4 protein-coding genes are annotated in these 5,775 nt (G+C 36.3%); all 4 read right to left on the reverse strand.

Features of this window, described 5'->3' with window-relative positions; all coding sequences use genetic code 11:
- Positions 1-112: 112 nt before the first annotated feature.
- The 4 genes from BpJC4_RS15340 to BpJC4_RS15355 all read right to left on the reverse strand — a co-directional run bounded on the left by BpJC4_RS15340 (position 113) and on the right by BpJC4_RS15355 (position 5,692).
- Positions 113-838, reverse strand: a complete 726-nt coding sequence (locus BpJC4_RS15340; RefSeq protein WP_080626745.1) for a M48 family metallopeptidase — start codon at positions 836-838, stop codon at positions 113-115.
- Between the two features lie 13 nt (positions 839-851).
- Positions 852-3,959: a type I restriction endonuclease subunit R gene (locus BpJC4_RS15345; protein ID WP_151698171.1), complete on the reverse strand. Its 3,108-nt coding sequence runs from the start codon at positions 3,957-3,959 to the stop codon at positions 852-854.
- Positions 3,960-4,002: 43 nt separating this feature from the next.
- On the reverse strand, positions 4,003-5,154 hold the full coding sequence (locus BpJC4_RS15350; RefSeq protein ID WP_151698172.1) for a restriction endonuclease subunit S: 1,152 nt from the start codon (positions 5,152-5,154) through the stop codon (positions 4,003-4,005).
- 70 nt (positions 5,155-5,224) lie between these two features.
- Positions 5,225-5,692: a hypothetical protein gene (locus BpJC4_RS15355; RefSeq protein WP_216643739.1), complete on the reverse strand. Its 468-nt coding sequence runs from the start codon at positions 5,690-5,692 to the stop codon at positions 5,225-5,227.
- Between the last annotated feature and the right edge of the window lie 83 nt (positions 5,693-5,775).

The following is a 5,775-nucleotide window of genomic DNA, read 5'->3' on the forward strand; positions in this document are numbered from 1 at the left end:
ATTAATTCGGTTTGAATACATGGCATAAAGGAAGTTAATGAGTCTCAATCAGAAAGGCAGATTCTACTTTAAGTTAGAAGCCGCCTTCTGGTTGGTTGATTCAATTTCTAATTCACAAATCCTTTACAACTTCTTCATCCAGAATCACTTTTCTCTTCTCCCAATCCGGCATTAATGAATAAAGCATTTGGTAGAAGTTTTCACTGTGGTCATTGTACTTAAAATGAATGAGTTCATGGAGAACTACATAGTCGATACAGTATTTTGGTGCCTTTATGAGTTCAGAGTTCAAAAGAATTGTATTCTTATCGGTTAACGCAGAACCCCAACGAGCTTTCATCAACCTTACATCAATTTCTGGTTTCACCACTCCGTACTTTTGTACCATAGGATACATTTTTTCAAGTGATTGATCGAAAATCATTTGGGCTTTTTCTCGATACCATTCGTCCAGCAGCTTTGCCTTTCGGATAACATTATCAGTGTCTTTCACATACAAATAGATGAATCCACGAAAGTATTTCACCATTTCTTCTTCCGTTGCCTTCTGAACCCGTAAACGATATTGTTTTCCCAAATACTTAAATGTCTCTCCACTTACATATTCACGTTCACTTTGCTTTAAGGGCTGTACGTCCTTAAATTGCCCCACATTTTTGAGAATCCACGAGCCTTTTGATTTTACAAAATCAGAAATAAAGTCTAACGGTACTCTGTCATTTGCAGTAACCTCAATCGTCATATCTGGTTTGACATGGAGGTTTACATTTTTCACGTTTTTACGTTTCAGAACGAAATCAATGACTTTGTTTGCGTACTCGATCTGATGTTTTTCCATTCTAAAACCTACCTTAGTAACGTCTTAGAGCAACCGTTTTGATTTGCTCAATGATCTTATCAATCGTATCAAAGTCAATATCTATATTGTGCTTTTCTTTAAAATCAAAGAGAAGATCATCCAGTTCTTGTGCAATTCGATTATGAATCTCCAAATTATCATGCCAATCTACTTTTTGATGTTCCCTTATGATATTATCCATTTCGGATGCCAACTCACCTAACGTATTCGTGTCATAACTTGCAGCCGTTTCTTTCGTTTCACTCAAAATGTCCTTTGTAACGCCATAAAAGGCTTGTGCATTGCGATTTTCTTTAATCACGTTAGGATATTGTTCCGTTGTTTGACCGCTCTGATAATCCTTCATAATATCCTTCATACGGTTCAAATATTCAGCTTCGGAGATCCTTTTGTCTCGATATTCTTGAATGGCTTCTTGTATTCGTTCGGAAAACTTTTTGTAGTAGGAAGGATTTTCGTCCCATTTTGCATGAACACTCTTTGTTAAACGAGTCCGAATCGCATCGGCTTTCGCACGTTTGGAACCAAGTCGTTCTATCTCCTCTTCAAAAGCCTTTGTATTTAAAATATCAACTGGATTAGTAATACGAATGACTTCCTCTGCAGAAATGTAGTTATCCATCAACTTCTGCATTTTTGCCTCATATTCTTTATGGTCAATCGTATCCGAATACCTTAGCTTTACAGTTTTTCGCAAATCCTGGAAAAACTTGAAGTCTTTTTTGTATTTTTGCAGTTCTTCAGGTGGTAAGGCATTATAGATTTTTTCCGATTCTAAAGCAATACTAAGATTTCTTCCAAAATTACTTAAAACGTTGTAAAAGCCTTCTCTACGTTCTTCATCTTCCAACCATACCTCATACTCTTCCCTATCATTTTTGTTCTTAATCGGTGCAAATATTTGCAGTAAATCGGAATAGTATTGCCTTAACGAACCAATGATACTAATAACATCATAAATCGCACCTTTTAAATCTTCAGGATCGAAGTTTTCCAACCCTGCTCCAGAATACATCTGCATCGCTTCATCCAATTTGTCCAACAGACCACGGTAATCAATGATTAATCCATAATCTTTTCCTTCATAAAGTCGATTTACACGTGCAATAGCCTGTAAAAGTGTGTGTTCCTTCATCGGCTTATCAACATATAATACCGTTGCACGAGGAGCATCAAAGCCTGTAAGCAATTTATCAACAACGATTAACAAATCAAGCTCATCACCATTGACAAACTCATCTTTAATCGCATCTTCATATTTTTCAGGTGTTCCATAACGGTTCATCATCCGTTTCCAGAAACGTTGAATTTTATCCTTGGATTCCTCATCTACTACTTCATGTCCTTCACGTTGGTCAGGTGGAGAAATGACTACCGCACAATTCAAATCACCGAATTCTTCAAAAGCCTCTAAATAGCGAATGGCTTCAATTTTACTATTGGTCGCCAACATCGCTTTAAATTGACTTCCTTGAGTCTTGTAGTTCTCCAAAAAGTGTTTATTAACATCTTCCGCAATTAAATAAATTCGCTGTTCAGATGAAGCCAATTTCTCATATTTACTCCATCTTTGCTTTACTTCTTCTTTTTGCTTATCGTTTAGATTCCTTGTGATCATTTCGAGGCGATGGTCTATTGCCTTTTGATTGACGGTTTGTTCCACCATTTTTCCTTCATATAAAAGTGGGACAATTGCTTTATCTCGAACCCCATCGGCAATTGTATACTTATGAATGAGCTTTCCAAACTTTATCATTGTACTTTTTTCTTTCTTCATTAGTGGGGTTCCTGTAAAGCCTAAATAACAAGCATTTGGAAAGACTTTCTTCATTTTTATATGAAGTTCACCATATTGCGTTCGATGCGACTCGTCAACCAATACAAAGACATCCCTTGATTCGATTGGTTTTTGCTTAACTGATGCCGAATCGAACTTATGAACTAACGTTGTGACAATATCCGAGTTGTTGTCATTGATGAGATCGACTAAATGACCACCTGAGGTAGCCCGGCTCGCTTTTAACCTTGTATGGCTAAATGTTTTATGAATTTGTTTATCCAACTCGACCCGGTCTGTTACGACAACAACCTTTGGGTTGTATTCATGCAGCTCTGATAGGATATATCTAGCTAACATCACCATTGTTAGGGATTTACCGGAACCTTGAGTATGCCAAATCACACCACTCTGGCGATTACCGTTTCCATCCCGCTCCTCAATAGTCTTAATGATTTCTTTAATGGCAAAGTATTGTTGGTAACGAGCTACTTTCTTTATATCTTTATCAAACAGTGTAAAGAATTGGGTAATCTCAAGCAGTCTCTCCGGATGAAACAATGAGATGATGTTCTTATCCTGTGTGGTTGCAAGTCTGCCCTCTACCGTTTGATCCAACCAAGACTCAAGCCACTCCTCTTTTTCCTCCTGCCATACAGACCAAAACTTTTTCGGTGTATTACAAGTGGCATACATCGTTTCATTTTTGTTTGTTGCCATGACCAATTGAACGAACTTAAACAAATGCGGAACATAATCTTTTCCTTGATTACGAATCATTTGACTAATTCCTTGGCTCATGGAAATAGATGCTCTTTTACATTCAATGACAGCAAAAGGAATCCCATTGACAAACAGGACAATATCAGGTCGAACTGTTCCTCGCCCATCCATACGTTCAACTTCGAATTCTTCCACTACATGAAATACATTGTTGTCTATGTTTTTCCAGTCGATATACTGAATCGTAAACGACTTCTTTGAACCATCTGGTAAAAACTCTGTATAACTCCGTCCGTTCATCATTGTTTCATAAATGGCTTCATTTGTTTTCACTAATCCATTGGTTAACGACTCATCTAAATCCCGAATCGCCTGCTGAATATTGGTACCACTAAACTTACGAATTTCTCCTTTGTATTCATACGAATTTAATTCTTTCAGTTTCTCCTCTAAAACTGTTCTCAACAAAACATCGTGGAGATTCGAACGCAATTGATTTGCTTTTTCTGGTGATATATATTGATACCCTATCTTTTGCAATACTTCGATTGCGGGAACCTGACTAATATACCGTTCATCATAACTCTTCTCCCTTGCCATGTCTACACCTCCATTTTCAAAAACGGAAAAGGGAGTGAAGGCATTACACCTGTACTCGAACTTTTCCTGTTAAAAGTAATTGCATGAGACCTTTCTTTTGTTGCTTTAGGGCTTCAAGTTCTTGCTCTAATAAATTGAGATTGTTCTCTATGTTAAATATAACTTCAGCAATAGCACTTTGCTCCTCTTTTGGTGGAACTTTTACTACAGTATTCTTTAAATCGCTATATTTATAAGATAGTCTTGTGCCCCCTTGTACATTTCTTAATATATTCTTCTTAAAATCATAAGAATTCAAGATACTCTTAAGAAATAAAGGATTTATATTCGTTGCTTTAAAAACCGCATAAGCAGGACTGACTATTCCAACTTCATATTCTTCTAACTGATTGAAAACAAAGTTCCCATCATCACTCATTGTTCTATAGGTAAAATCACCTTTTCTTACAACTTTATAACCTATGTTGTTTTCGCTTGCTACTTGCTTAGAGAAGTATTCTTCTTGTAAGAAAATCCCTTTTCTTGATGAAGTTAATACTGGATATTGATTATTCACAGTAGTTTTTTCCGTACATTCTTCTATCACAGTTCCTAACCTAATTTTTTTCCACTCACCTTTAAACCCAGGCAACCTCACTTCACCCGTCAACAACTTCTGCATTAACCCTTTTTTCTGCTCTTTTTTCTGCTCAATCAGCTTTTCTTTTAGCTCAATGGCCTTGTCCCAAGTGGAAAGAATGGATGCAATTTTTTGTTGTTCATTTAACGGGGGTATCGGAAAAATAATTTCCGACATGAAACTCCAATCTGCCCTTGGCATTTTAGTTCCAGTAGATTTATTTGCATTTTCATTAAATCTATTTGTTTGAACTAAATAATATAGATATTTATTGTGTATTTTTTCTTCATTGTTATGGAGTACCCAAATTTCAGATGAACATACACCTTCAAAATTTGGAAAATAAAACTTCCTTAGATACGGCCGAAGTTTTCCGTATAGTACATTACCCGGCTTAAATCTATTTTTAATACTTCCTTGATCTAAGGAATTGGTATGACCAAGTAATCTTCCCGTTTCTCCTTCAATATGTTCTAATTCAATACATGGTAAATTTTCAGTTTCCTTTTTCGGATTATATTTTTCTTTTGATAAACTTACAAGTTCTTTTAATTCATAGGTTTTCCACCCTTGCATGCCTTCACCTACTATCCAATCTAATTCATAAACCCTTTGTTTCGTTCACTTACATTATCTTTGTCCGCCCCTATTTACTTTCCTCATCCTTATCCAACAACTTTTTCTGCTCCATTCTTTCAATTTGTTTTATGCTTTTCTCTGGTGTTGGAAGGTCTTCTGGCATCGTACCACCAAGTTCTTGGATCGTTTGTCTTACTTTTGCACCTACCTCAAAATGAGTGCGATTGGCATTTGCCTTCCCTTGAATATTTTCACGTCTTAGTTTTTCATCTGTCTGTGTAGCTCGGAATAGATTTGCAGCAAGTTCCGTACTGCCCATATGGTCGAGGATTTGCTGATTCTTTTTTAATCCCTTACGTTGATGAATTTCCTTTGCACCTAATCCGCCATATAACCCTTTATATCCATGATTTTGAAAAATCGCATAATCTAAGCTAGTTTCTACTCCTGCATTCTTTGCAGCTTCTGCCAAAGATTTATTATGTTCTCTTAACTCCTTCAATATAGTACAATTATCTCTTGATATCTCACTCATTCTCAAAATTTCATAGGTATTTGATTCACACCTAAATAGTTTTCACACCTTTAAATGGATATAGACAGAATTTTCTTACACGG

Origin of the sequence: Weizmannia acidilactici, assembly GCF_008974185.1 — a bacterium.
GTDB classification, from domain to species: Bacteria; Bacillota; Bacilli; order Bacillales; family Bacillaceae_C; genus Weizmannia; species Weizmannia acidilactici.

What these genes read in the sequence shown, in the direction of transcription:
- BpJC4_RS15345 (WP_151698171.1), bottom strand. Translation starts at nt 3,959, where the DNA reads ATGGCAAGGGAGAAGAGTTATGATGAACGGTATATTAGTCAGGTTCCC.
- BpJC4_RS15340 (WP_080626745.1), bottom strand. Translation starts at nt 838, where the DNA reads ATGGAAAAACATCAGATCGAGTACGCAAACAAAGTCATTGATTTCGTT.
- BpJC4_RS15350 (WP_151698172.1), bottom strand. Translation starts at nt 5,154, where the DNA reads ATGCAAGGGTGGAAAACCTATGAATTAAAAGAACTTGTAAGTTTATCA.
- BpJC4_RS15355 (WP_216643739.1), bottom strand. Translation starts at nt 5,692, where the DNA reads ATGAGTGAGATATCAAGAGATAATTGTACTATATTGAAGGAGTTAAGA.